At 53.7% G+C, this 25429-nt stretch carries 18 protein-coding genes; 8 read left to right on the forward strand and 10 right to left on the reverse strand.

The genetic code is table 11. The features are described from left to right. Window positions 1-8: 8 nt before the first annotated feature. Both ACFE8Q_RS09260 and ACFE8Q_RS09265 read left to right on the forward strand, forming a co-directional pair. On the forward strand, window positions 9-2639 hold the full coding sequence (locus ACFE8Q_RS09260; RefSeq protein ID WP_375445085.1) for a PspC domain-containing protein: 2631 nt from the start codon (window positions 9-11) through the stop codon (window positions 2637-2639). Between the two features lie 150 nt (window positions 2640-2789). Then, window positions 2790-3311 carry a DUF4494 domain-containing protein gene (locus ACFE8Q_RS09265; protein ID WP_375445086.1) on the forward strand — a complete coding sequence of 174 codons (522 nt, stop codon included), beginning with the start codon at window positions 2790-2792 and terminating at the stop codon, window positions 3309-3311. Window positions 3312-3407: 96 nt separating this feature from the next. On the opposite strand, the gene ACFE8Q_RS09270 is transcribed toward ACFE8Q_RS09265, so the two are convergent. Next, window positions 3408-4133, reverse strand: coding sequence for a universal stress protein (locus ACFE8Q_RS09270; RefSeq protein ID WP_375445087.1), 726 nt, complete (start codon window positions 4131-4133; stop codon window positions 3408-3410). Window positions 4134-4255: 122 nt separating this feature from the next. Between ACFE8Q_RS09270 and ACFE8Q_RS09275 the strand changes: the two genes are divergently transcribed. Beyond that, window positions 4256-6214 (forward strand): tetratricopeptide repeat protein, encoded by a 1959-nt coding sequence (locus tag ACFE8Q_RS09275; RefSeq protein WP_375445088.1) that lies wholly within the window; start codon window positions 4256-4258, stop codon window positions 6212-6214. A 71-nt stretch (window positions 6215-6285) separates the two neighbouring features. Here the strand turns inward: ACFE8Q_RS09275 and ACFE8Q_RS09280 are convergent, their stop codons facing one another. Together ACFE8Q_RS09280 and ACFE8Q_RS09285 are read right to left on the reverse strand one after the other, a co-directional pair. Next, window positions 6286-9579 (reverse strand): leucine-rich repeat domain-containing protein, encoded by a 3294-nt coding sequence (locus ACFE8Q_RS09280; RefSeq protein WP_375445089.1) that lies wholly within the window; start codon window positions 9577-9579, stop codon window positions 6286-6288. A 221-nt stretch (window positions 9580-9800) separates the two neighbouring features. Beyond that, entirely contained in the window at window positions 9801-12230 is a 2430-nt protein-coding gene (locus tag ACFE8Q_RS09285) for a leucine-rich repeat domain-containing protein (RefSeq protein ID WP_375445090.1), read from the reverse strand. A gap of 62 nt (window positions 12231-12292) precedes the next feature. Between ACFE8Q_RS09285 and ACFE8Q_RS09290 the strand changes: the two genes are divergently transcribed. Then, entirely contained in the window at window positions 12293-13363 is a 1071-nt protein-coding gene (locus tag ACFE8Q_RS09290) for an agmatine/peptidylarginine deiminase (RefSeq protein WP_375445091.1), read from the forward strand. Between the two features lie 104 nt (window positions 13364-13467). On the opposite strand, the gene ACFE8Q_RS09295 is transcribed toward ACFE8Q_RS09290, so the two are convergent. Then, complete coding sequence (locus tag ACFE8Q_RS09295) at window positions 13468-14688, reverse strand: MFS transporter (protein ID WP_375445092.1); 1221 nt, start codon at window positions 14686-14688, stop codon at window positions 13468-13470. A gap of 174 nt (window positions 14689-14862) precedes the next feature. Between ACFE8Q_RS09295 and ACFE8Q_RS09300 the strand changes: the two genes are divergently transcribed. Continuing rightward, window positions 14863-15303: an NfeD family protein gene (locus tag ACFE8Q_RS09300; protein WP_375445093.1), complete on the forward strand. Its 441-nt coding sequence runs from the start codon at window positions 14863-14865 to the stop codon at window positions 15301-15303. Between the two features lie 14 nt (window positions 15304-15317). On the opposite strand, the gene ACFE8Q_RS09305 is transcribed toward ACFE8Q_RS09300, so the two are convergent. Beyond that, window positions 15318-15560 (reverse strand): GlsB/YeaQ/YmgE family stress response membrane protein, encoded by a 243-nt coding sequence (locus tag ACFE8Q_RS09305; protein ID WP_375445094.1) that lies wholly within the window; start codon window positions 15558-15560, stop codon window positions 15318-15320. 188 nt (window positions 15561-15748) lie between these two features. On the opposite strand from ACFE8Q_RS09305, the gene ACFE8Q_RS09310 reads away from it, so the two are divergent. Together ACFE8Q_RS09310 and ACFE8Q_RS09315 are read left to right on the forward strand one after the other, a co-directional pair. Then, on the forward strand, window positions 15749-16381 hold the full coding sequence (locus ACFE8Q_RS09310) for a 7-carboxy-7-deazaguanine synthase QueE (protein WP_375445095.1): 633 nt from the start codon (window positions 15749-15751) through the stop codon (window positions 16379-16381). 11 nt (window positions 16382-16392) lie between these two features. Next, on the forward strand, window positions 16393-18390 hold the full coding sequence (locus ACFE8Q_RS09315) for an OmpA family protein (RefSeq protein ID WP_375445096.1): 1998 nt from the start codon (window positions 16393-16395) through the stop codon (window positions 18388-18390). 90 nt (window positions 18391-18480) lie between these two features. On the opposite strand, the gene ACFE8Q_RS09320 is transcribed toward ACFE8Q_RS09315, so the two are convergent. The 4 genes from ACFE8Q_RS09320 to ACFE8Q_RS09335 all read right to left on the reverse strand — a co-directional run bounded on the left by ACFE8Q_RS09320 (window position 18481) and on the right by ACFE8Q_RS09335 (window position 22656). Continuing rightward, window positions 18481-18945, reverse strand: a complete 465-nt coding sequence (locus ACFE8Q_RS09320) for an Hsp20/alpha crystallin family protein (RefSeq protein ID WP_375445097.1) — start codon at window positions 18943-18945, stop codon at window positions 18481-18483. Between the two features lie 238 nt (window positions 18946-19183). Next, complete coding sequence (locus tag ACFE8Q_RS09325; protein ID WP_375445098.1) at window positions 19184-20005, reverse strand: ATP-binding cassette domain-containing protein; 822 nt, start codon at window positions 20003-20005, stop codon at window positions 19184-19186. 1 nt (window position 20006) lies between these two features. Continuing rightward, window positions 20007-20792 (reverse strand): ABC transporter permease, encoded by a 786-nt coding sequence (locus ACFE8Q_RS09330; RefSeq protein WP_375445099.1) that lies wholly within the window; start codon window positions 20790-20792, stop codon window positions 20007-20009. Window positions 20793-20871: 79 nt separating this feature from the next. Then, window positions 20872-22656, reverse strand: a complete 1785-nt coding sequence (locus tag ACFE8Q_RS09335; protein WP_375445100.1) for an OmpA family protein — start codon at window positions 22654-22656, stop codon at window positions 20872-20874. A gap of 349 nt (window positions 22657-23005) precedes the next feature. On the opposite strand from ACFE8Q_RS09335, the gene ACFE8Q_RS09340 reads away from it, so the two are divergent. Further along, on the forward strand, window positions 23006-23725 hold the full coding sequence (locus ACFE8Q_RS09340) for a YqjF family protein (RefSeq protein WP_375445101.1): 720 nt from the start codon (window positions 23006-23008) through the stop codon (window positions 23723-23725). Window positions 23726-23733: 8 nt separating this feature from the next. On the opposite strand, the gene ACFE8Q_RS09345 is transcribed toward ACFE8Q_RS09340, so the two are convergent. Continuing rightward, window positions 23734-25323, reverse strand: a complete 1590-nt coding sequence (locus tag ACFE8Q_RS09345; RefSeq protein ID WP_375445102.1) for an MFS transporter — start codon at window positions 25321-25323, stop codon at window positions 23734-23736. Window positions 25324-25429: the final 106 nt, after the last annotated feature.

The following is a 25429-nucleotide window of genomic DNA, read 5'->3' on the forward strand; positions in this document are numbered from 1 at the left end:
TAACAACCATGAAAAAGACCATCAGCATCAACATCAGCGGGGTGATCTTCCATATTGAAGAAGATGGCTACGAGAAACTGAAAGGGTATCTCCAGTCTATTCAGCAGTATTTTTCGACCTACGACGACAGTCAGGAGATTGTCACGGATATCGAAAACCGCATTGCCGAGAAGCTCCTCCAAAACCTGAAAGGCGACGAAAAAACGCCCGCCCGCCAGGCCGTAACGCTCGAAGACGTTAACGGACTGATTGCCAAAATGGGCACCGTAGCCGATTTTGAAGCCGTTGAAAATGAAGAAGTTATTGTAACGGGCGGCAGCCGGGCCAAAACTAATCCCGGCCAGTCGCGGACCAACGTACCCGGCACCGACGTACCTGGTACGGCCAAAACCGAAACACCTCCCCCGCCCGGCACGAGCTACAATTTCAAAAGCGGTAAGTATGAGTATGCCTATGAGCGCGACGCCGCAACGGGCAAATCGCAGTCATCGTATAGCTACGGCGGGCGCAAACTGGCCCGCGACCTGCGCCAGAAAACGCTGGGCGGTGTAGCAGCCGGTCTGGCTCACTACTTCCGAATCGACCCCGTCTGGATGCGCGTGCTGTTCGTTACACTCGTGATCGGCTTCCCGGCGCTGGGCAACGGCCTGTTCCACGATGGCCGCTTTTTCGGCTCACTGTCAGGTGTCACCGTCATTGCCTATATCCTGCTTTGGGCCTTTCTGCCGGGCGATTCAACCCTGGAAGAAGAAAAGGGTATCCGCAAATTTTACCGCAACCCCGACAATAAAGTACTGGGTGGGGTAGCGTCGGGCCTGGCCGCCTACTTCGGCGTCGACATCAGCATCATCCGCATCGCCATGGTAGCCAGTGTGTTTGTGGCTGGCTTTGGTATTCTGGCCTACATCGTGATCTGGATGGTGGCCCCCGAAGCCCGCAGCCTGACCGAAAAAATGGAGATGACGGGCAAGCCTATTACGCTCAGCAATATCGAAAGCAGCGTAAAAAGCAGCTTGAACGTGGCTGAAACAGCCCCCGAAAGTGGCCTGACACAATTACTGCTCTTCCCGTTCCGGGCTATTGCCGCCATTTTCAAAGCCCTGGGCCGCCTGTTTGGCAAAACCCTCGGTGGACTCGGCAGTGTGATCCGTATCCTGTTCGGCCTGCTACTGATGTTTGTTGGTTTCAGCCTCATCATTGCCTGCTTAACCGTACTTGGCGCTGGCATCGGCATTCTGGCGGGCACCAGTTTCGGTGATAGCAACGGCATTCCACTCTCGCTGCTGCGGGAAGACGCCAGTTTCATCACCCTGTTGGCAGGCTTCGTTTTCGGCTTCCTGCCCAGCCTTGCCCTTACCCTGACCGGCCTGATCGTGATCACCCGCAAATCGTTCCTGTCGGGTAATACCGTGCTGTCTATGCTGGCTGCCTGGGTTATCAGCGGCGTCATCCTGGCCACAACGGTGCCGCAGATCGTGGGCGAATTCAATCGGCGTGGTAAAGTAGAAACATCGGTGATCCTGCGTCCAACCGGCACGCCTACATTCGCCATAGACAACATAGATAACGATAACGAATTCCGTACACGGCCACAGATTGAACTACTAGGCTACAACGGACCCGATATCAAGGTGATTCAGGAAGCATCGGCACGGGGCCGTAATCGAGAGCAGGCCGAGACAAACGCGAAGGAAATCACCTACTCGGTTGTCGCCAACGATTCACTGCTGACATTTAAAGATGAGTTCGGGCTGCCCGATGATGTCCGTTTCCGTAATCAGGAGTTACACCTTCGCGTGTACGTTCCCTACGGAAAATCGTTCCGCATGACGCCGGAATTTGGTCGCTACATTACCAACCGGTTCGATGATAAAGAGCTGGAAGGCATGCCCCAAAACCTGTGGCAATTCACCACCACAGGCCTAACCGGCGTCGGTTTTGACCGCACGCTCGACGCCGATAATGACCGGAACGACGGGGATGACGAAGACGATAGTCAGGACGACGTGGACGTGGATACAAACGGCGAGTTAACCCGGTCATTATTATCTGCCTCAACCAGTGCGACCAATGCTGCAGCCGCTCCTACGAGCGTGGCCATCTCAGGTAACTTTGGGGTGCGTTTTCAGAAAGGAAGTACGTTCAAAGTCGATGGCGACGGTAGCGAAGAAGGGCTGAACAGGGTGACCGTCAGCAACGAAGATGGTAATCTGCGCATCGAGCAGCGTGATAACGCCAACAATCCTGATGACGATGAACGGATTGGCCTCACGATCACCCTGCCCACGGTGCGGGTAGTGCGCCTACTGGGCAAGACCGAGGCCCGCCTTACGGAGTTCGACAACCTGACCGACCTGACCCTCGATCTGTCGGGCACCAGCAAGGCTTTTGTGCGCACCACGGCCAAATCGATTACCACCGATCAGACCGGTGCCTCCAGGGCTGTACTGCGCGGAAAGGTCTTCCAGCTAACGTCGACCCTTTCGGGAGCCAGCCGTTTGCAGGCCAGCCAGATACGCGTCGACAAGGCCGATGTAAACGCATCGGGAGCCAGCCGGGCTACACTTGGCGAGGTCATAAACCTATCGAAAAAGACCAGTGGTCTCAGCCGAATCACGCAGACTAAAGACCGGGATTGAGTACCTTTACAATGATCAATTATCAATGATCAATTATCAGTGGCTTCTCCAGAGAGCCTTGTCTTTCGGGGCAGGTTGCACCTGAGCCAAGCCATTGATCATTGTTAATTGGTCATTGATAATTGATCACTGTTAACTGATAATTGACTCATGCCAACCTGGTTTATCGGCAAAATACGCTACCAGCAAACCGACGATTCTGCCGCCGTTGATACTCGCAACGAGGGCTCAGCGGAAGCGCCCAAACTTAAAACCATCAACGAAACGTACCTGATCGACGCCGTTTCGTATACCGATGCCGAAGCCCGTTTGTACCGAATCGTAGCCGACAATACGCCCGACTTCGAGATCACGGCCATCCGGCCCATGCGCCTGAGCGACGTTTTTCACATTGAAGGCGGCGACAACTGGTATAAATGTAAGACGTACTACATGACCGAAGACGACAAGGGCCGGGCCAAAAAAGTGCTGAACACGATGCTCATCAACGGGTCTAACCTCCGCGAAGCGCACCAACGGCTGGTCGACAACCTGAGTTCGATGCTGGTGCCCGTTGAAATCACCGACATCAACCTCACGCCAATCCTGGAAGTAGTCCCCCACGACGCCGTGGAGTTCGAAATCCCCGCCAACCTGAAGCCACTGGCGCAGGTAGAAGCAGAGCAGGTTTAAAGGTTTAACGTTCAAGGTCTAACGTTCAAAGTCGCTCTGCTATACCCAATAAACGGTGGTATAGCAGAGCGACTTTGAACGTTAAACCTTTAAAAATCATTCCGCCTCATGATACACCAGCACCGGCACGGTGGCTGATGTTAATAGCTTTTCGGTGGGGTCGGTGCCCATCAGGCCACCCAGGAACCCGGTTTCCTTTCGCTGGATCACAAACAGATCGGGTTTATTTTCATCGATCTGGTCGGCCGTAATCACTGTCAGGTGTGCATCAAACGCGTCGACAAACGCGGCAGTTTGGTCGGTCACCATCTGCTGGGTAATGTTTTGCTGCAACACATACGCCACCGACCGGAACGCAACCGATGGCAGACCAGCCACCAATTCACTATTGGGAATAAACAGGACCGGACACGGAGCCTGTCGGGCAACATCATCGGCAGCACTGCCAATCATACGGTCGAAGAAACTCGCGATGGTACTGCGCTGCGTAATCAGCAGATCCGGTTTATACTCGCGGGCCGCATCGACGATGCTGTTTTCGATATCGCCAACCCGCCATTCACCCACTGCATCCAAGCCTTCACTACGGAACTTCTCGACAAGCGTGTTCAGGTGCTTCTGGCTGATCGTTTCCAGGTCGAGCGTGGCCAGCGAGCCGATTCCAGGGTCGGCAAACGTAGGAAGCGACGTATCGGCAATTACTGGTTGATATACGTGCATTAGAATCACACGAGCCTGCCAGGCCTCAGCCATCAAGTGCAGGTACGATAGTGTGGTCGACGACTGGTCGAATAAATCGGTTGGGAAGAGAATCGTTTTCATAAGTGGAGCAAGAGACAAAGCCATTCATTCAACTGCTCAACATACCGTATAGTTATATCACCTTAGCGTAAACTGGTATTGGCACGTAACTTGTTGGTGATAAGCAAACCCATCCATACTTCATGAAGACCCGAACAGCCCCTCGTCCTTCATCCCCCAAACCGGCCTCACCGCCCGTATCGGCTCCTGTTCGGGCAACCGCTTATTCTGCTGAAAAAGTAACCTGGTACTGGTACATGGCTGCTGCCATGCTGATCACGGCGGGGCTGTACCTGCCTTCGCTGCGCAATGGCCTTACCAACTGGGACGATCCTGATTACCTGACCAATAATCCGCTGCTTGACTTCAGCAAAACGCCATTATCCGCCTATTTTACCACCATTATTTCCGGCAACCTTCACCCGCTCACCATGCTATCGCTTAGCCTGGACTATGCGCTGGGCCGCACCTCACCCGAACAGTTTCACCGCACCAGCCTGCTGCTGCACATCCTGAACGTGGGGCTGGTGTTTGGCCTATGCTGGCAACTCTCCAGCGGACGGTCACTGGTGGCGTTTCTGGTGGCGTTGTGGTTTGGTATTCACCCCATGCATGTAGAGTCAGTGGCGTGGCTGGCCGAGCGGAAAGATGTGCTCTACGGCTTTTTCTTTCTGCTCTCGCTCATCGCCTATTGGCAGTTTCTGAAAAGTAAGAAATGGCTGTTCGTTGGTCTGAGTCTGCTCTGCGGATTACTCGCTAATATGGCTAAGCCAGCCGCCGTTATTCTACCCGTCGTACTCGTCTTACTCACTTATTGGTACCATAAAAATCTATCCATTAAGCAATTAACCTCAACGCTCATCTTTTTCGCCTTAAGTGGTTACTTCGCCTATATCACCCTCCAGTCTCAGGCGTCGGCGCAGGCAATTAATGAGGCGTATAGCGTTTGGGAACGTACCCAGCTTGGTGGCTACGCGTTCATCAACTACCTGCTGAAGTTCATCTGGCCCGTCAATCTATCGGCGCTTTACGGGCGACCGGGCGCTGGCACGCCGTTTCCGACCGTATTTCTGGTCTATACCCTATTGAGTGTCGCTGTGGTGAGCAGTCTGGTCTGGCTCTACCGGCGCTCCGCACTATGGTTTTTCGGGCTCGCTTTTTTCATCGTCAATCTGGTACTGACCCTTCAACTTATTAAAGCCGTGGGTAGCGCGGCCTACGCCGATCGCTACACCTACATCGCCTACATCGGGTTGTTTTTTGCCATTGCTATGACCATCGACAGTCTGTACCAACGTACCCAGCCTGGCGCATTCAGCACGTATGGACGTACCTGGAAACAGGCGGGGCTTGCCATCGCCGCCGTTTTCTCTGTTGCGTTTGCCTGGCTCACCGTTCAGCGAACGGCCATCTGGAAAAACTCAGAAACACTCTGGACCGACGTGCTGAAAACTCAACCCTTTTCGGCTACCGCCTACAGCAACCGGGCGCTTTTCTATGAACAGGCGAATCGACTGGAAGAAGCCCTTGCCGACTACGACGCGGCTGTTCAGGCCGACCCAAAGCCCCTTTTCCGGGCCAATCGGGCTTACCTGTTATCCAGGCTAAACCGCCCCGCCGAGGCTGAAGCCGACGCCGATTTTCTATTGACCCAGAACCCTGAAAACACGGTGGCCCTGACCATAAAAGGCACCGCTTTGGTGGGTAAAAACCAGCCCGTCGCCGCCATAACGTACCTGGAACACGCTTATCGCCTCGATTCAACGTACCTGAACACGCTGGTCAACCTGGGGTCGGCTTATTTTGCCAATCAGCAGTATGCCAAAGCCACCACCTATTATCAGAAAGCCATTGCGCGTCAGCCTACAAATGCCCAGTTTCTGACCAACCTGGGCGCAACGTACCTGCAAAACCGCCAATATCCAGAAGCCGCCGCCACCTGCCAGAAGGCCATTGCCCAGGACCCCGCCAACGGCCCCGCTCATATGTACGCCTGCTATGCCCTGCTGCGGTCAGGCCACACGGCTGAAGCCCGGCAACATGCCCAACAAGCGCAGGCATTGGGCCAGACAATCGACGCAACGATCATTAAATTACTGTAAATCAATAGTTTGTTTCTGCTTGTGTTGCTGAATTGTGTTGCGAGGTAGGCTTTTTGGCTACGTGCTCTTCGTTACTCCACTTTAGCTGCCTGCTCTTTAGTCATTTTTGTGAGGGTGCTCAGGGCAGTGGCTTTCTCGGCGGGTAAACCAAGGCGGGGCAACATCGTATCGAACAAATCGAAGCTCCAGTTATAGATTTTCTCGGGTGTCGTTTTCAGGTACGTTGTCAGCGAGGCAATGCCCTGATCGGGCGTTTGCGTACCCTTCAGTAACGCCGTACAGATCGACAGGTATTCATACAGCGTGTTGTAGCCGCCTATTCCTAACCCATTCATTCTGCCGGTCGAGCTTTCGGCCGGAAACTGCTTCCTGAACTTGCTCAGGGCGGCCGTTGCTTTATCTGGCTGATTGGTCAGAATAGCCAGTTCCACCTCGGTCAGCCGCTCGCCCTGCCCAGCGTATGGCATGGCCGCGTAGACTGCATTGGCGCTGTCGAGATTGGCTTTGGCGGCATCGAGCTTGTTGCGGTTGGCGTTGATTTTTGCCTGCTCCGTGTAGAAATTAGCCCGAATAGGCGGGTTTGACGTCTTTGGCAGTAAAGCAAGTGCTTTGTCGAGGTCAGCCAGTGCCTTGTCATACTGCCCAAGCGATGAGCGGGCGGTGCCCATTCGCCCCCACCATTGCGCCGTCATCATCGCCTGAGCCATGACCGGATCAATGCCCATCGAGCGATTCTTCAACCGGGAAGCGCCGGCAATGGCCTGTTCGTAATCGGCCACTGCCGAGGCGTATTCTTTCCGAAACAGATACAGTTCGGCCCGTTGCGCCAGCGGCAGGGCTTTCAGGGTGTCGGGTGCCACCAGAATAGCCTTTTCCAGGTTTGCAAACACTTCACCCCAGTTTCGCTGCTGCATCTGGCGCATGCCTGCGTTCATATACGCCTGCATGATCCGGGCATCGGGCTTATCGGTAGCCAGTGGTTTGGTGGCCAGTTGTGCTTCAACGAAGGCGGTTTTCAACAACTCTTTACTCCAGAAGCTCTGGTTCAGCGCACGGGGCAACGGATAGTTATACTGGAGGTTGACAGCCTGCAAATTCGGGGCGTCCAGAATAGCCTCAGGTACGTCGCGCAGGCTGTTCTGTTGCAGGGAAAGCATGCTTACCTGAACCGTTTTCCAGTCAATATCCGTCAGGCGATCCATGCCGCAGCGGTTCAGGTTCAGGCTGTTCAACCCGGCCATACGGGCTGTTTTCCGAATGGCGTCGACCCCATCGAAAGCGAGTTGGTTCGTAATGGTCAGGTCGTTTAATTTTTCACACCGAACGATACTGTCGGGCAGGAACTCCAGTTTGCCGACTGGTTTATTCGTGATTGGCTCTACTTTCCCGTCTATCTGGAGCGATACCAACTGGTGCAAACGCCCGATGGTGTTGGGCAACCCAACGAGTTTACTACTCGCCACCGTTAGCCTCGACAGGTTACTCAGGTTGCCCAGATCGTCGGGCAGGATCATTACCTGGGGCACAGACAACATCAGGGATTTCAAGTTGGTCAGGCCAGTAAGTTGCTGGGGCAATACGCCGAGCTGGGGTAGATCCAGCCGGAGTGATTCCAGTTTTGTAAGGCGACCTAAACTGGCGGGCAATGTAGCCAGGGTACTGTCGCCGATCTCCAGAATAGTCAGGTTCTGGCAATTACCGATCAGTTCGGGCAAAGCCGTCATAGCTGCCCCGGAGATAGTAAGCAACCGAAGCCGCGTCAATTTCCCGATCGAAGCAGGCAGGGTACGCAACCGGGTACGTCCCAGGGTCAACATACCCAGCGAGTCGATAGTGCCTATGCTTTCAGGCAGGGCTGTTATCGGGTTGTCATCAGCCGTGATGGAGGTCAGTTCGCGACACTGCCCAATGTCGTCGGGCAGGGTAACCAGTTTATTTCTGGCGAGCGATAACCGGCGCAGGCGACGCAACTGCCCCAAGCCCGCAGGCAGGCTGGTCAGTTGATTGTTACTCAGTGATAATTCGGTCAACCTCACCAGTTTGGCAAGGCTTCCGGGCAAGGTTGTGAGCAGGTTTCCATCGAGATTCAAGGAAGTGAGAGCCGTTAACTGCCCCAGTTCGGCGGGTAAGCCCGTCAGTTTGTTTCGGGATAAACTCAACGACGTCAGCGAGGTCATCCTACTCACCGACGGGGGAATGGCGGTGAGCCCACACGAGTACATTGACAGTCGGCGCAGGTTCGTCACCTGTGTGAATTGCGCAGGGAACTGCTGGAGCGAATCGATCTGGTCGAGCGACAAACTTTCCAGTTTAGTCAGGCTGGCGAGCGATTTCCCCGCGGCCGGAAACCGGCAACGACTCAGGCTAACCTGTCGCAGGTCGGTATTGGCGGCCATCCAGTCCAGCGAAGACAGGGTTGCATTGGTAAGGTTGACCACCCGCAATGACGTCACCCCCAACAGCACCGAATCGATTGGCTCCGTCGCCTGTTTATCGAATGGCAACATCAGCATGAGGGTATCCAGCTTAGCTAATGAGCCAAGTTTCAGGCCGCTGATTTTTGGTTGTTTCTGCCCAACGTTCAGTTCAAGCTTTTGCAGGTTGGGCACGCGGGCCAAGGCATCGGTAAGCTGTTGACCATCACCCGTGAAGCTCATCTGTAACGCCGTTAAAGCGGGAAATCCACGGATCGTTTTATCGACCTCTACCAACGTACCCGGCCCAAACAGCGATAAGCTCCGCACCTGTTTCAGCGACTGCAACTCTGCCGGCAATGCGCGGGGTACTACATCGTAATCGCTCACCGACAGGTGGTACACCGCCGGGCATTGGCTGAACGTCTGGATCGCCGCCTTCAGGGCATCGCCGTTGAGCGAAAAGGTCAACCGATGGACCGATGTCAGCCGGGCGCTGGCCCGACCATCGATTGCGGGGGCCGTTGCAGTTGCCGTTGCCAGTGAGGGCTGTAGATAGGAATTGACCTGAACAGCGTCGAGTTCGGTCCACGAAGCAAGCGCCGATAAGAGTGAATCGGCCAGAGATTGCGTTAGTACAACAGCCAGTTGTAACTGTAGCTGACGCACATGCTGCGCCCGCTTCAGGCTTGGCCAGTCGGCTCGTCGGCTTGTCGAATCAATGACCAGATTCAGCGAAATGGGCGTTTCATGCTGTCGGCTTAGTTTAGCAAGTTCCGCCCAGTTGGTGTATGTTTTAACGTACTCATTCTCTATTGCCTGTGGTCTTTTAGCTCCGGGCCGGACCATCTCCGGATAGAACATACGCATTGGTCTGGGCATAGCTGTTGGCGTAACCTGCCCATAAGCATACACACAGCAGAGAAGAAAAACAGGTAGTAAAAGACGCATAAGGGTATACGGAGTGAGGTTTATGGGAGGAGACAAATTGGCTTTTTTACCGCTTAACGGCCTTGGTCGATATCCATTTTGATCAACATATCCAGCCCGGCAATACTAGGATATAATTCTACAACTAGCAACAATTCGTATCCTTATCTATATTACCTTTAGTTTACGTGCCTGTCGCCAACACCCTGGATGCGGGCCTCTGACAGAGCCATGATGTAGTGTTATTCATTCGCTTTTCTATACGCCAGAACCAGTTCCGATCTACGGAAAAAGAACTGGTTCAGCGGTCCGGGCAGATTCGTTTCCGACAGGTTTATCTGCTCCAGGCTGGGCATATCAAAGATCGCGGCCGGTAGTTGACTGATCCTGTTCTTAGACAGGTTGACAGTGGACGCATGCAGTCTTTTCCAGGCTATACCCGTTAATTCTGTGATCCCGCAATTGACGAATGTAAGGTACTTCAGGCCAGGTAAACCCTCTATCAGTTGCATGGCTTCTGTGCCGTCGAACTGTTGCTGATTCAGGATAAGCAGACTAGTCAGTTTTTTACAGCTAGCCATTGTGGCGGGTAAGACCGTGATCCTCCCACTCCCTTGTCCCGTAAGCGTATCGGCCCGGCCATCCAGGGTAATGTTGATCAGGCTAGCCAGTTTTCCGACTGATTCAGGTAGGCCGATAAGCCGCCTTCCCGTTACGGCCAAAAACGTAAGCTTTTGACAATCAGTTAGTCTTTCCGGCAACACCAGTAACCGGTCGCTTTCGATGGTCAGGTTATCAAGTTGCTGCCATTGACCAATTTCTTCGGGAAGAGCCTCAAGCAGCGGTAGCCTGAATAAAGCCAGTTTCACCTGCTTCCAGGCCCCAATTGAGGCGGGCAACTGACTAATGGGCAGGTCTTTAAGCGATACGCTGGTCAGTGAGGTTAAACCGCCAATCGTTTCGGGCAACACGCGTATCCGATTCATTCCCAGGTCGAGCCGGGTAAGTCGCCGGAGCGATCCAATCGAAGGAGGTAATCTCGTCAGTTGATTGCCGCCAATGCCCAGTGTTTCCAGCGAGTCGAGTTGGCCGATATTGTCGGGTAACGCCGTGATTAGGTTATTTTCAATCAACAGCGTTCGCAATCGTTTCGACGTACCCAGACGGGCAGGTAGCTCAGTCAATTGATTGTCTGACAGATACAGATCACGTAGCTGAGGGAAACCGACCGGAAACCGGGTTATTTTATTCCAGAAAGCGGCGATGATCTGCAGATTCGGCAACGTACCCAGCTCATCAGGCAAGGCCGATAACTGATTCATGGCTACGTTCAGCTCCCGCAATTGTTTCAACTGGCCTACCGACGTCGGCAACCCGGCCAACTGATTGGTAGTCAACACTAAACTGGTCAATGAGGTGAGCTGACCAATGGCCGCAGGCAGTGCATCGAGTTCGCACCGGCTCACGCTCAGGCGACGTAACTGTCGTAGCTGACAAATGGCATCGGGCAGGCGATGGAGCGGATTGTTATCGAGAATCAATTCCTGCAGCGCGGCAAGTTGACCTATCTCATTGGGCAACGTACCCAGATCGGCATCCGGCATCGACAGGTACGTTAACCCTCTATTAGCAAAGAGGCTTTTCGGGAATTCCTTAAGTTTGATTTGGTCAATTGATACTCGTTGAAGTGTCGTTAAGCCAGCCAGTGTAGAGTCTAGCAAAATGGGCGACTGAGTTCTTGTACTCATAAGGTACAACGTCTGGAGATTGGTTAAACTGCCGAGCCTGAGTTTCGACAGCATCTCCAATTGGCCAAACACCGTTACTTGCAGGCGGTTCAGCTTCGTTAGGAAGGGCAACCCGGCGTTCAGTTCGCGGATATTGGGATCGCTGATTATCAACTCTTCCAGATTTGGCAGCCCGGAAAACGTCTTTTTATAATCCCAGGAAGCATCTCCACCCGCAATCGTCAGTTTGCGTAATCGGCGTAAACCCGTGAAGGTCACAGGTACGTCCTGCGTAGGCTTGCCCATAAACTGCTGAATCGTCAGAGATTCCAATGCTGGCAACTCCTGTAATACACTAACAGCCTGACTAATATTAATCTCGTTTGTAATGAGCACTTCCTGAACAGACCGAAGCTTACTCCAGCCCGTTGCCGCCAACCGTTTGGTGGAGACCGATAAACCGAATACTTTTTCTCCTTTTGCGTTCGTCACGACCGTGAAGGAACGCGGACTGGTTAGCCCGGTAATGTCAATTCGTTTCAATTCGCTCCAATTGGCAATAATCTGTACCAGCGTATCGCTCATGAGGCTGTCGGCCAATTCAACAGCCAGACCAGTTGCGGCGGGCAGTGACCGTAGCTGTTGCCAGTATTCGGCGGTGCTGTTATCCAACCTGATCGACAAATAATACGGTTTATCAGACCGATTAGCCAGTTTTTCAGCCAGATCCTGCATCGAGCTATACTCAACAACATTCGAGCTACCCATGTAGCGGGAAGGCGACGCCCGCTGAGGAACATACCAGGGCAACTCGGCCTGATTTTTTTGCTGGGCCATGCCTGTCCCGGCCATACAGGTCAGCCACAAACCGATCAGGTACAGCTTGCTCCGCCAGAGCGGAGTTATCAACCCACTATGGCGATTGCCGCCACGGTATCCTTGCATAGCTTTGTAGTGTGGTGGTAGACCTGGCCACTAAGTAACGATTTCAACGAATAACCAACGCAATGACGCTTACTTCCGATATAGATTCAGCCCCGCTCACACCGGCTCAACAGGGTTTTTTCTTTCCCGCCGAATGGCATCCGCATGTAGCCACCTGGCTTACCTGGCCGCATACCGAAGCCTCCTGGACGGCGGAGCGCCTTGAACTAATGATGCCTGCTTACCTCGATTTCATAAAAGCGATCTCGGAAAGTGAGCAGGTTTGCATCAACGCCCACAATGAGCTGATCATTCAGCAGGCCAACATGCGGCTCCTGATGGCCGGAGCTAACATGGACCGCATCACGCTCCTGCCCTTCCCGACCAACGATTCCTGGTGTCGCGATCATGGCCCGGCGTTTCTGATCAATCCCGCCAGAAAAGAGCGGATGATCGTGAACTGGGGCTACAATGCGTGGGGCGGAAAATACCCCCCCTTCGACAAAGACGACCTGATTCCGACGGCCATTGCGCACTACCGTAAACTGGAGTACGTTACGCCCGGCATCATCATGGAAGGTGGTTCGGTCGAGTTCAACGGTGCGGGTACAGTACTCACCAGCCGGGCTTGTCTGCTCAATAAAAACCGAAACCCAAACTTATCCCAGGCGCAGATCGAACGCTACCTCTGCGATTACTACGGCGTTCAACAGGTGTTGTGGGTTGAAGATGGCATTGTTGGCGATGATACCGACGGACATATCGACGATACGGTACGCTTCGTGAATGAAGATACGGTCATTGCCGCCATCGAACACAACCCGAATGATGCCAATTACGCGCCCTTGCAGGAAATTCATCACGAGTTGCGGCAGATGCGGCTACTCAACGGCAAACAACTCAACATCGTTGAGCTACCCATGCCCGCCCCCGTCGAGAGCGACGGACAGCGGCTTCCCGCTTCGTATGCCAATTTCCTGATTACCAACGGCTCGGTTATCGTCCCCACATTCCGGTGCGCCAACGACCAGCCCGCCCTCGACCTCATTGGCCAGTGTTTCCCCGACCGGAAAATCACCGGCATCGACTCCACCGAAATCGTCTGGGGTCTCGGTAGTTTCCACTGTCTGAGCCAGCAGGAACCGGCGATTTAAAAACCCCACCCCTACCCCCTCCCCATTAGGGAGGGGAATAGCTCGGAATACACTAGCGTAGTTTCCCTCCCTAATGGGGAGGGGGTAGGGGTGGGCTCAACTCCTTATAATGGTCCCGTTACCAGTTCGCCTTCAGTAGGTTGCGTGGTTTTTTTGTCGGTGAAAAGGAAGACGAATAACAGCAGCACAACACCCGCGATGGCGGCCGGTACCATCCAGAATGTGGTGTAGTTGATACCCGTTGGCGTTTTGGCCCAGTCTTTTACAAAGCCCGCCAGGTAGGAGCCAATGCTCATACCGATGCCATAGGTCGCCAGCGAGATCAGGCCCTGCGCCGACGAGCGAATGGAATCGCCCGCTTTATGATCGGTGTAGATCTGGCCCGTGACGAAGAAGAAATCGTAGCAGACACCGTGGAGAATAATGGCGAGGTAGAACATCCAGATACCGGCATCGGCGTTACCGTAGCCAAAAAACAGGAAGCGCGCAATCCAGGCCACCAGGCCGATAATGAGCATTTTCTTGACGCCAAACCGGGTAAAGGCAAACGGGATCAGCAACATAAAAATCACTTCCGACGCCTGCCCCAGCGACATGACGTTCTCCACGTTTTTCATGCCCGAATCGGTCAGGGCTGAGTTGGCCATGGCGTAATAGAAAGACAGGGGAATGCAGATGAGCACCGACGACAGGAAGAAGATCGCAAACGAGCGGTCTTTAAACAGTTGGAACGCGTCGAGCCCCAGAATCTGACTGATGGATGCACCACCCGTGGCCTTTGGTGGGGTATTGGGCAGGAAGAAGGCGAAAACACCCAGCGCCACCGACATATACATCGACAGTTGGAAAATGGCCACCTTATCGCCAAAACCGTAGTACCCCACAATGTTGGTCACCACAATCCAGGCGATGGTGCCCAGCACCCGAATACCAGGAAACTCCTTTTCGGGGCTAACCATCTGCTGCATGGCGATGGACGATGTGAGGGCCAGTGTGGGGGCGAAGGTGATGCAATAGACCAGTAGCGCCCAGAAAAACTGGTCGGGGTCGTGCACATCAATTAGAAAATAAAGGACTACCGAACCTAACAAGGTAAGGACACCCAGCACACGTTGCGCGGCAAAATAACGGTCGGCAATCATGCCAACGAAGAAAGGAGCCACCAGCATAGCCAGCGAAAAAGTGGCAAAAGCAGCGCCTTGCTGCACGCCCGACGCGCCCATGTTTTTTTCCATGTACTTGGTAACCTGTCCGTACCAGGCGCCCCAAATGAAAAACTGGAAGAACATCATGGCTGATAATTGCAAGCGGGTAGTCAACGACATCAGGTACGTTTGTTTAGCGTGTCTATACGGGAGAAGTTCGAATCTACGTATAAAAGCGATTGGGTCCGAGTTTTCCCGTTTTATGACCGTGTGCTCACTATCTGGCCGGTAAGCAGACAATTCATTGATAAAGAGCTGGTACCTGTTTTCTTGTCTTGACTACCAGCCTCAATAATGAACGCAATCTTCCCACTTCCGCACACCATACCGTGGACCTTCATACCAAGTGGTCTTCTTTTTGATGAGTCTCTGGAAAACCTATTTATGGCTACCTGTTTCGACACGAACACATCGACAATGGTTTTGCTCTCACTTCAAGACCTGGGCACAGGGCCTGGCCAGCAACTGATTGGCTGTACAACGCTATCGGTTAGTTCTGTTCTATTCTTCAGACAGTGGATACGCCGGATGTTTGCCTCACCAACCCACGATGCCACGACTGATTTCATTGGTGATTCGGTCAAGGTCACGCAAACTATACCTGTTCACGGCCTTGGCCGCGTGCAGTACCGGGGCGTTGAATGGTCGGCACGGACCATTGCCGGTAAAACGCACAAACCCGGCGATGGAGCTACCATCCGCCGGGTCGAGGGTATTATTCTGGTGGTTGATTAAACCTGTTTATTTCTCTAGGCTCGGCTCGTGGAGCCTTTGATGAGGGCAGCGATGCCCAGCAGGATCACCGCGCCGACAAACGAGGTCAGGATGGCATCGAGTACGCCGGTCGATTTTCCGAAGAAATAACCACCCACGATACCACCGGCAATACCCAGCAGAATTTCAACCAGCAGTGAGAATGAGAACCGCTTGAAGACAAGATCGGCTAACCAACCGGCAACAGCGCCGACGAGGATTGATGTTAAGATACCCATGACTGTTTTTCTTTAAAGTTGAGTGTTTATAAAACAGCTATATAACAGCAGGGTAACAGATATGTTTAACCACTTGATTGATTGAGCTGTCTTACGCGGACTTGAGGGGGGGACTTAAGTCCGCTACACATCTTACTTTATCAAATGCAGACTTAAGTCCGCGTTACACGGGGCCGTATCTTTGTAGCATGAGTACCGAACAGCATCAACAAACAGCATCAACTACCACCTTACCCGTTATGGAGGCGTTCTACACGCTTCAGGGTGAAGGGGCTCACTCGGGCAAAGCCGCCTATTTTATCCGCCTCGGCGGTTGCGATGTGGGCTGCCATTGGTGCGACGTGAAAGAGTCGTGGGATGTGAACGCGCATCCGCATTTGACCATCGATCAGATTGTGGGCGAGGCGCTAACGTACCCAGGTCGCATGGCCGTCATTACCGGGGGCGAACCGCTTATGCACGACCTTACGCTGCTAACTGACTCGCTGCAACTGGCTGGCTTCAAGACGAATATCGAAACGTCGGGCGTTTACCCCGTCACCGGGTCGTGGGACTGGATCTGCTTTTCACCCAAGAAGTTCAAGCAGCCAAACCCCGATATCTACGCCAAAGCCGATGAGTTGAAAGTGATCATCTACAATCAGTCGGACTTTGCCTTTGCCGAATCATTTGTGGCAAACCTGCGGGCCGATTGCCGGTTATTACTACAACCGGAGTGGAGCCGTTCAGACGAAATGCTGCCCCGCATCGTTGAGTATGTAAAGGCAAATCCACAGTGGCAAATCTCCCTGCAAACGCACAAATTCATGCAGATTCCCTAGAGCGATCAGCCGTGAACAGGAATCGATCAGGTCTTAAGCTGGGCGTACTTCGCTGGCTCTTCATTGCTCATTGGTCATTGGTCATTGGTCATTGTCAGGCACAGTCGAAAAAAGCGGTCGATCTCTACACACAGGGCATCAACTTATTCAACCAGCGGAAAGCAACGGAGGCGATTCCGTTCTTCGAGCAGGCACTTCGGGAAACACCCGCCTTCGTCGACGCGCAGGTACGTCTGGGGCAGGCCTACGAGTTCACACGCCGCCCGGAAATGGCCCTGAATGCGTACCGGGCCGCTATTGCGCTTCAGGGAAACCAGCCCGCAACGGGCAGTGCAACCGGAGCAACGGCTGCTGCTTATCAGGGATCGGCCCAAATTCTGCTAAAATTAGGCCGCTACAGCGAAGCTATTCCGTTACTCGAGGTCTTTCTACGCAGTTTCGCGCCCGAATCGGCCAAGGCGAAGCAGGTACAGCGCGCACTCGCCATTGCCCGCTACGGTCAGGAAGCGGTTCAGCATCCGGTAGCGGTTAATCCGAAGCCGCTGTCTGAATCGTTGAAGATCGGTGAATCGCAGTATTTCCCCGTACTGACCGCCGATGAGCAGACGCTCGTGTTCACGATGCTTAAACCCGAGGGTGACGAAGACCTGATGACGGCCACGTTTGCCGAATCGTCGGACCGCCCGGAAGGCGGTTGGCAAACCCCTACTCCCCTCTCGGCCAACATCAATACACCTGATAACGAAGGTACCGCCAGCCTCTCGGCCGATGGGCGCTTACTCGTCTTCACGGCCTGCCAGAGCGGTATTCGGCAGGGCTTTGGGAGCTGTGACCTGTATAGCAGTCAGAAAACCGGTGATATCTGGAGCGTGCCGCAGAACCTGGGACCCACCATCAACACCCGCGACTATGAATCGCAACCAAGCCTCTCGGCCGACGGGCGGCAGTTGTATTTCATCTCGAACCGGCCTGGTGGATCAGGCCAGCGCGACATCTGGCGCAGCACCCGCGATGCCAGCGGAAACTGGACCGAACCGGTAAATCTTGGTAAGCCCATCAACACGCCCCTCAACGAAGCGTCGCCTTTTCTGCACGCCAATGGGCAGGCGCTTTTCTTTGCCTCTGACGGCCATATCGGTCTGGGCGGGTATGATCTGTTTCTGAGCCGGAACCGCCCCGACAGCCTGAAGGCGGGCTGGTCCACGCCGGTCAATCTGGGGTACCCGATCAATACATCCGAAGATCAGGCGTCGCTTTTTGTATCGGCCAACGGCACCAAAGCGTATTATTCGTTCGAGGAACAGAAAGAAGGTGTCTCGCAGAAGTCACGGATATATACCTTCGATCTCCCGGCAATTCTGCGCGAACAGGTACGTCCCGTCAATTACCTGAAAGGCATTGTCACCGACGCCCGCAGCAGTAAACCCATCAGCGCCACCCTCGACCTGATCGACGTGCGGACAAACCAATCGTTATCCCGGATTTCGTCGGATGCGCAAACGGGGCAATATGTGGCCGTGTTACCTGCTGGCGGCGAATATGCCCTCTACGTGAGCGCACCCGGCTACCTGTTCAAGAGCCTGTCTTTCAATTACCTGGACAAAACCTCTACCGAAACCGGCATGGGGCAGGGCGTTTCGCTTGATGCTGGTCTGGAACCCATCGGGGCAACGAGCAAGGAAACATTAAATAACCTGTTTTTTGAAACTGGCCGGTACGAACTATCGGGTAAATCGCTGACCGAACTCGAACGGCTGGCCGACTTTCTAAAGGTCAACCCAACGACTCGTATCGAGATTGCGGGGCATACCGACGACCGCGGCGACCCGGCGGCCAACCTGGAATTATCCCGGAAACGGGCACAAGCGGTTGTCGATTACCTGGCTCGGATGGGCGTTTCGCCAACGCGTCTGAAAGCGATTGGCTACGGCAAAACGCGCCCCGCGGTGAAAGGTGTCACGGATGAAGCCCGGCAGCGCAACCGCCGCATCGAATGGCGGGTGATGTAATTGTCTTGCTTCGGTAGGTACGTTGTGTTGGGTGCTATAATGGGTGGCTTCGCACTGCACTATAGCACCAAACCCCAACACTTCCGCCCGCTATTCAGCTATCTGAATCTGCCGGGGTGGCTTTACTTTAGCTTCTTCCCGTTTAGGAATCTCGATCCTCAACACACCATCTTCGTATTTTGCCTGAATGTGTTCCGCGTCGGCTGAGCCGGGCAGCATGAAGGTACGCTGGAAAGATGTGTAGCTAAACTCGCGGCGCGTGTAGCGCTCCCGGTCCGATGCCGACTGGCCATCCCCGCCGTTGGTTGGTGTCTCGGATTTCTCCTCTTTGTAGGCTGAAATGCTTAGGTTGTTGTGATTCAGATTGATCTTAAAATCGTCGCGTTTCAAGCCCGGAGCGGCCACTTCAATCCGGAAGCCGTCGCTGTGTTCAACCACATTCACGGCAGGTACGTTCTGCATAGCCGACTGACCAAAGAAGTCGTTCATGTCGCGCCCAAAGAAGTTCTCGATCAAGGAAGGCAGGTTATTACCTGATCTTACGAGTGTGTTCATGACTGTTTACGTTTGGTTTATCTTATGAGTTTCCTCGAAAAGGGGGAGCCATTCTAAAAATGACGCCCCTTTTTCGAGGAAATTTAACCAGTCAGAACGTAGATTTTCCCACCTTATTAGGAAACGGCACCACCGCTGCGTGCTCCCTTGTACCGTGTGATTAGCTGTAGTTCGCAGTACCGGAAAGGCTACCCCGGCTTGCAAAGCAACGTCTTCTGTACTGCGAAGCATGACGCAGCTAGAGTTGGTGAAACTGATCGCGAATTTGCGAGACCAGCCGCTGAAAAGCTGGTTTACCAAGGATTTCTTTATCCCAGCAGAGGTCCATGGCAGCCAGGTCATAGGTGTGCTTGATATGGGCACCCGGAATAATGCTGCCGTTGCTATCCCGGTCGCGCCCCATCAGCCACAGTGTGTCGGCGACCGAAGCCGTAGCTACAATATCATGCGAAACGATGATAATCGTGTTCAGTTCATGGGCATGGGCTATCTCCTGGATCATTTCGGCCACCTCCTCAATCATCAGAATATCCAACCCACTGAAGGGCTCGTCCAACAGCAGAAAATGGTCTGAACAAAGCAGTTGCTGGGCAATGGCAACGCGTTGTCTCTGACCACCGGAGAGCTGCGCCGGATATAGGCTCAGCTTATCGACCATTCCGAAGCGCGTCATCACATCGTGCATGCGGTCGGTAGCCTCTTTTGCGCTGGCATAGCGTTTACGGGCTGCCAGCATCAGATTTCCCTGAATTGTGTGATGGCTGAAGAGCGGGTAGTTCTGTTGCACCACACCCACCATACCGGCCCGAACGGGCTGGAGTGGATTACCCAACTGCACCGAACCCGATGTGGGAGTGAGCAGCCCCGCCAGGATTTCGAAAAATTTGGTTTTCCCCACGCCCGAGGGGCCCAGGAAACCAACCACCTGTCCGGTTGTTGCGTTGGCCCGGACAACATCACGAATCTCAACGGAGAGATCACGAAGGATAACGTTTCCCCCCAACGACAGATTAATGTTGTCTGCACGAAGGATAATATCGGTACGTTGTGATTGGCTCATCTTAGCGCTGATCCAGAGTTAGTGACGCGTAAGGACAAAACAGACGTTTCAGGAAGCCGAGCCCATAGTCGAGGGCGATACCCACTAGCAGGATAGCTAGCTGAATGGCGAAAACGGCGTCGAGATGAAAGTGTTTATTCTGGTTTAGCAGCAACGTACCCACGCCACCTTCCGAGCGCGAAATTCCTTCAACAAGCGTTAACAGCGCCCAGGCGATGGCGAAATTCTGACGAATGACCTCGAAGACGACATCAAAACGCCCCAGAATAATCACCTCCCAAACTACCTGCCATTCCGTCATTCGCAACGTGCGGGCATGATTGAGTTCATTCCGCGAGACAGTCTGCACCACGCCGACCATGCTTGTCACAAAAAAGACCGTTATGCCAAAGACCAAGAGCCAGACCTTCAGGCTATGGCCGCTATGGGTCAGGAGCGTAAAGACAAACGACAGGCCTACCAGGGTCAGGAACCGAAATTTAGACACCAGAAAAGCCAATGGCCGGAAGAATGGAATAACGGTAGCATAAGCAATAAGCAGCGAAAAAAGCGTAGCGTATGCCATAGCCTCCAGGCTGAGGGACATGCTTGTCCAGAGCTCCTGAATCAGGTTTTCCTCGCGTACCAACCGCCCAAATGCCTGTCCTATCTCAATAGGCGTGGGTAGTAGTGGTGATTGAGAGAAAAACCAGATCAGAGAGGCGATGATCAGTTGAGCAATGATCATCATCCCGTACGCCGCCCGATCGGGTCGGCCGTTGGGCTTAAAAAGTTCGGAGTAATTCACTGTAGTTTCGGTTTACACGGCGCTGCGCTGACCTATCGTCGAACGAGCAGGCATCGCACTTACTACTCGATTCTGGCTATCATTTCCCCATCACCACGGTAACGCGGCGGTTTTTGGCGCGGCCTGCGGGGGTACTATTGGGCACGAGCGGGTTATCTGAACCGTGAGCGATCACGGCTAAGCGACCATCGGGGAAGTTGCTGGCCGACTTTGTTTCCAGCCATTGTTTCACCGCAAACGCCCGGTCTTCAGACAATTGGCGGTTTTTGGCCGCGTCGCCCAGGTTGTCGGTGTGCCCGTGCAGTTCAACGCGCAGGTTTGAGGCCACAATCAGGTCGTTGAACAAGGATTCGAGCACTTTTTGAGAAGCAGGCGTCAGTTTGTTGCTGCCCGAAAGAAACTCGATGTTCCAGGCTTTTTCGGCCACTTTATCCCGGATACCGTCGTCAGCGTTGAACGTCAGTTTGTCGGCCTCGGCCCGGTTTGTGGTGCGCCCGGCTACTGCCTTAAGATAACTCAGATCGATAACCTCATCGGCGGCTGGGTACGTTGGCATCAGCTTGGGATACAGTTGCTTGGTAACGTCGCCAAAAAGCGTGTAAACGATTTTGTAGACGTTGGTGCTGCCCTGACCCATTCCGAACAATTCAATATTGTCGCCCAGGTTATGAACCCGTGAGCCGCCTAGTTCAACTACCTGCCCCTGCTTGTCGGCCTGCGACACGCCATTATAGTACTTGACCCAATAAGGGCCGGTCTCTTCTTTATAGACCGCCGCCGAGATCTCGCCAGCCTTATTCAATGCTGCCGAATATGACTTCACCTGGTCACCGCCTTTTGCTACGGCATCGATGATATTCTCGACGACCGGGCGGTTGTCTTCCATCCATTTTTTGATCCCAATTACCACACAGGGCATCTGTGAGCGGTATTCTTTGGTCGACACGATCGAAACCAGGCCACCCTTCTTCTCGGCAATCATTACATCGCCCGGCGTCCAGGTGGCTACGGCATCTACTTTTACCCGTTTTGTTTCGCCCGTAGCCTTCCCATTGACAACAACCGGGCGGTCTTCGGCATAATCAGAGATGTATTTTTGCGACGCATCGATGTACGAATCGGCAGCGACGAAGTTCATTGCGTCGGGGTCATACGACTTCTCGTCCGGGTTCACTTTAATCCCGTTGTCGCCGCACCATTTCACCACAATATTCCAGTCACCGTCGCGTAGGTAAGCGGCACACAGGCCTCCTTTTGCGGCTTGTGGGTTCGCTTTCCAGGCTGCCGGCCCCATCAATTTGTCTTCTCCAAGCGATTTCCCGCAGGTATACACAATCTGCGCCCGGTACTCAGGGCCCAGTTTTTCGAGTTCAGGATTTACCCCGGCCAGAAAAGACGGGGCACCATCACCCATGATGGTCACGAAATGAATACCCTCGGTTGTTTTAGGATTCGTTTTGTATTCCGACGCAAACTTGATCAGCGACGCCTGCATCTGAGGCACATCGTCCTGACGGGTCAATGATAAGTTCACGTTGTTCTTCGCCATCAATGACCCTTCGGTCGTTTTTGGTCCACCATTAGCGAACATCAGGCCCATCTGCGCATTCCAGGCCCAGCATTGCCACCTGATTTCAGGGCTTGTCAGGCTGGCTACCTTGTCGCCGGGCATTGCTGCTGGCGGAACAGCCGCTGCCGCGTTCCTGGGGGCGTCGGGCAAGTCAATTCGACTTACACTCTGCGACTCGGCCAATGTCTTTTTCAGGACATAGCCACTATCTACAATAAGCCATTTGAGTCCCCATAAGCCGCCGAGTATAAGCGCCGTAACAAGGATCCTACCAGGTAGAGTTAAGCGATTCATAGTACTAAAGTGTGTTTGATTTAGTTAAGGTATACTGGCTTTTCGAAGCCGTTGACCAGCCAAAACTACATGCCGCAGTTGTGTTGCCACAGGAGACTAGACGAGTGGTTTACTGCTGGCCTGATTGGTTGACAGGCAGGCTAATCGGCTTTACCAGGTTAATAGTACACACTTATTTTTACTCGACTACTATCTGTAGCTTACTTCAGGATTATTTCTCAACGAAAAACAGGCAAAGGTTTATACTCAGTTCTATTTCCGGTTTTCTCATAAATAATGCGGTTTGTTTTAGTAGTAGCGTGCTTAAACTATACATTACGTCCGCTGTTATGTAGTAAATACCCACCACATGGCCACCACCTTTCTGACCGCCGAATGGCGTAACCTCATCTTTGCCAATTACGCCATTGACCGCCACGTGCTGGAGCCGTTGGTTCCGTATGGCACCGAGCTTGATGAGTTTGAGGGCGTTTGCTACGGCAGTCTGGTTGGCTTTTACTTTCAGCGGGTAAAAATGTTCGGTCAGATTGCGGTGCCGTTTCATCGCGAGTTCGAGGAGTTCAACCTGCGGTTTTATGTTCGGCGCAAAACGGATACGGGCTGGAAACGCGGCGTGGTTTTCGTGAAAGAGATCGTTCCGAAGGTAGCCATTACGCTGGTAGCCCGAACGCTCTACGGGGAGCCCTACGCTACTCACCCCATGCGCCACTACTGGCAAACGGAAGGCAATGAACAACGCGTTGGTTATGAATGGAAAGTTGGGACCGACTGGAATTACATCCGTGTCAACGCCGACCGGGTAGGTCATGCGCTGATTCCTGACAGTGAAGAAGCGTTCATCACCGAACATTACTGGGGATATACCGGCCGGGGCGCAGGCCGCACGTCGGAGTACGAAGTCGTTCACCCGCAGTGGAACATCCACACCGTATCGGATTATGACGTCAGGTGCAACGTACCCAGGCTCTACGGGCCAGCCTTTGCTCCCTTCTTCGAGCAGCCGCCTCATTCGGTTTTTCTAGCCGATGGCTCAGCCGTAGCGATCAAATCGGGAGCGGTGGTGCTGTAAGGAATTAACTACACCAGCGGATATTCGTTGGTTTTCGGGCGGTTGTGCATCTCCAGCGAACGGAGAAACGGAACACAGAGCGCTACCACCAGAGCCAGCAATAACAAGCTGGCAAACAGGTCTTTATCGGTCAGCAAAAGTGCTTGTGCATCTACTTTTCTGGTCATCAGTTGGGTAGCCGCGGCCTGTGCCTGCTGCTTATCCATGCCCATCTGCATAAACCGTTGGGCATACCCCTTTACCTGCTGATTAAACGCCTCGTTGGCCGCCGTCAGCCGATTCAACAGCGCATTCCGGTTTATGGCCGACCGGTGATACAGGGCGTTATCCCAGATAGACCCAACGGTCACCAACCCAATCACGCTCCGGGCCGCCACACTCGCAAACGCCCGGTGCGGATTATCGGCAGCCTCGACATTCGACGAGGCAAAGGTCGATAACGTCGTCAGGATGATACCGTACGCGATTCCTTGCAGGAAGTAGAACGGGTATAGCCGCAGCGGGTCGATATTGGGCGAAACCGTGACAATGATATAGGCGTAGGACAGACAGTAACAGACAAAGCCAACACCCAGCAGCAGCCGATACGACACCCGCCGATTTAACAGCCAGCCGCTCAATGGGAAACTGATCAGATAAGCCAACAGCGTAACCAGCGTCAGCTTCGACAGGTACCAGGCATCGCTTCCGACCAGGCTCAGGGCATATTGTTTAGCCAGCGAAGATGAGTAAATGAACAGGCACAACACCAGCATCAGCACCACGCCCACCCGAATCTGCCGGTATTGGCTGATAATTTTCAGGTTCCAGTAGGGCTGCGGGTGCCGGGCCTCCCAAAACACAAACAGGCCCGCACACAGCAGCAACGTACCTGTAGCCAAAATGATGATAGGCGAGTTGAACCAGTCGTAGTACTGCCCAAAATCGGCGGTGAACGCGAGCAGCCCGCACGTTAGCGTGAGGAGGAGTGCGCCAATCCAGTCGATGTTCGCGAGGGGTACTTTGGGCACCAGCCGCCCGCCGTGAAACAGCAATCCGGTCAGGCCAATCGACAGTAGCACGGCCGGCAACGACAGCCAGGCAGCATAGTGCCAGTTGTATTGGTGAATGACCCAGGCCAGGCTCAGGTCGGCCAGGAGAGCAATGGGCTTGGAGAGCGTGTAATAAACGCCGTAAAACACAGCCCGGTTGTTGGTCGGGTTGACCCACGCCATCAGCAGGCCGATCATGTCGAGCGTAACGATACACTTGGTAAAGCCGATTCCGAAATTGAGCAGGCAAAGCAGCGGAACGGCAACGATCTGGCCAGCCAGCAACGCCAGTACAAGTTGCAGGATTAAGGCACCCAACAACAGGTCTTTCTTTCTGAGAAAGCTCCGCAGCCGGTAATATAGAGGCAGGGTGCAAAGAAAACCGATCGCGTTGGCCTGAATGATGAACTTGATGTTCTCGGTAATTGTCCCCAGTTCGCCCCGCAACTCAGGCAGCATGTCAGCACTTAGTCCAAAGACAAAGCTTTGCCCAATGAGCAGCAGAACAATGCCCGCATCGCGCAGCCAGGCGGGTGTCCATTCATAAAAAGGTAACTGACTGGGCATAAACGTTCGTTCACAGGGTAGACGGGCCAACGTCGGCAACGTACCTGGAATGGACGTACATGAAGTCAGGAGCCAGCCAGGTAGTAAACGCTGAACGGCCCACTCT

Origin of the sequence: uncultured Fibrella sp., assembly GCF_964250085.1 — a bacterium.
Taxonomy (GTDB): Bacteria; Bacteroidota; Bacteroidia; order Cytophagales; family Spirosomataceae; genus Fibrella.

Coding starts and splice junctions, on each gene's coding strand:
- ACFE8Q_RS09275 (WP_375445088.1), top strand. CDS start 4,256: ATGAAGACCCGAACAGCCCCTCGTCCTTCATCCCCCAAACCGGCCTCA.
- ACFE8Q_RS09280 (WP_375445089.1), bottom strand. CDS start 9,579: ATGCGTCTTTTACTACCTGTTTTTCTTCTCTGCTGTGTGTATGCTTAT.
- ACFE8Q_RS09265 (WP_375445086.1), top strand. CDS start 2,790: ATGCCAACCTGGTTTATCGGCAAAATACGCTACCAGCAAACCGACGAT.
- ACFE8Q_RS09285 (WP_375445090.1), bottom strand. CDS start 12,230: ATGCAAGGATACCGTGGCGGCAATCGCCATAGTGGGTTGATAACTCCG.
- ACFE8Q_RS09295 (WP_375445092.1), bottom strand. CDS start 14,688: ATGTCGTTGACTACCCGCTTGCAATTATCAGCCATGATGTTCTTCCAG.
- ACFE8Q_RS09325 (WP_375445098.1), bottom strand. CDS start 20,005: ATGAGCCAATCACAACGTACCGATATTATCCTTCGTGCAGACAACATT.
- ACFE8Q_RS09270 (WP_375445087.1), bottom strand. CDS start 4,133: ATGAAAACGATTCTCTTCCCAACCGATTTATTCGACCAGTCGTCGACC.
- ACFE8Q_RS09340 (WP_375445101.1), top strand. CDS start 23,006: ATGGCCACCACCTTTCTGACCGCCGAATGGCGTAACCTCATCTTTGCC.
- ACFE8Q_RS09345 (WP_375445102.1), bottom strand. CDS start 25,323: ATGCCCAGTCAGTTACCTTTTTATGAATGGACACCCGCCTGGCTGCGC.
- ACFE8Q_RS09260 (WP_375445085.1), top strand. CDS start 9: ATGAAAAAGACCATCAGCATCAACATCAGCGGGGTGATCTTCCATATT.
- ACFE8Q_RS09320 (WP_375445097.1), bottom strand. CDS start 18,945: ATGAACACACTCGTAAGATCAGGTAATAACCTGCCTTCCTTGATCGAG.
- ACFE8Q_RS09305 (WP_375445094.1), bottom strand. CDS start 15,560: ATGGGTATCTTAACATCAATCCTCGTCGGCGCTGTTGCCGGTTGGTTA.
- ACFE8Q_RS09290 (WP_375445091.1), top strand. CDS start 12,293: ATGACGCTTACTTCCGATATAGATTCAGCCCCGCTCACACCGGCTCAA.
- ACFE8Q_RS09300 (WP_375445093.1), top strand. CDS start 14,863: ATGAACGCAATCTTCCCACTTCCGCACACCATACCGTGGACCTTCATA.
- ACFE8Q_RS09310 (WP_375445095.1), top strand. CDS start 15,749: ATGAGTACCGAACAGCATCAACAAACAGCATCAACTACCACCTTACCC.
- ACFE8Q_RS09335 (WP_375445100.1), bottom strand. CDS start 22,656: ATGAATCGCTTAACTCTACCTGGTAGGATCCTTGTTACGGCGCTTATA.